Annotated in this window: 1 protein-coding gene; it reads left to right on the forward strand. The window is 42.3% G+C overall.

The genetic code is table 11. The features are described 5' to 3' along the window. Positions 1–33: 33 nt before the first annotated feature. Positions 34–704 (forward strand): fructosamine kinase family protein (locus tag A3762_RS02460; RefSeq protein WP_197468956.1); only part of this gene is annotated, 671 nt, incomplete at its 3' end.

A 704-nucleotide genomic window follows, 5' to 3' on the forward strand; every position in this document is an offset into this window, starting at 1 on the left:
AATATAGTTTTTTCACATCGCAGTGAACCGCCGGTGTTTATTAAATATATGGCATCGGCTCCACCAAGCTTTTTTCAATGTGAGGCTGAAGGCCTCTCATATTTATCTAGTGTCTCTAATGTTTGTACGCCAGATGTATACGCTTATGGACAGAGCTACTTGGTTTTGGAATACATTCGACCAAATCAATTGGCAAAGGACTTTTGGGAGCAGCTTGGTGTTCAGTTGGCTGCGATCCATTCATTGACTCGTGATGAATATGGTTTCGTCAACGATAACTATTGTGGTCGAACTGTTCAGTCGAACAAACTCACGAAAGACCCATTCAATTTTTTTGCTGAGCAGCGATTAATGGTGCTTGCAGAGAAAGCATTTGATTTGAATTTTCTGGCCGTAGGAGATCTTCAAGCGATTGAGGCATTATGCTTACGGCTAGATAATATTGTGCCTTATCAATTAGCTTCGCTATTACACGGAGATCTTTGGTCAGGGAACGTTCATTCGAATCAGCTTGGGTTGCCTGTATTTATCGATCCAGCGGTGTATTACGGATGGGCTGAAACTGATATTGCGATGACGCGCTTGTTTGGCGCCTTTGATCAACGTTTTTACGATGCGTATCAAAGTGTTCGTCCGATGGAGCAAGGCTGGGAAGGTCGCTTGGACCTTTATAATTTATATCCATTATTGAATCACTTGGTCTT

Source organism: Oleiphilus sp. HI0125 (genome assembly GCF_001635355.1).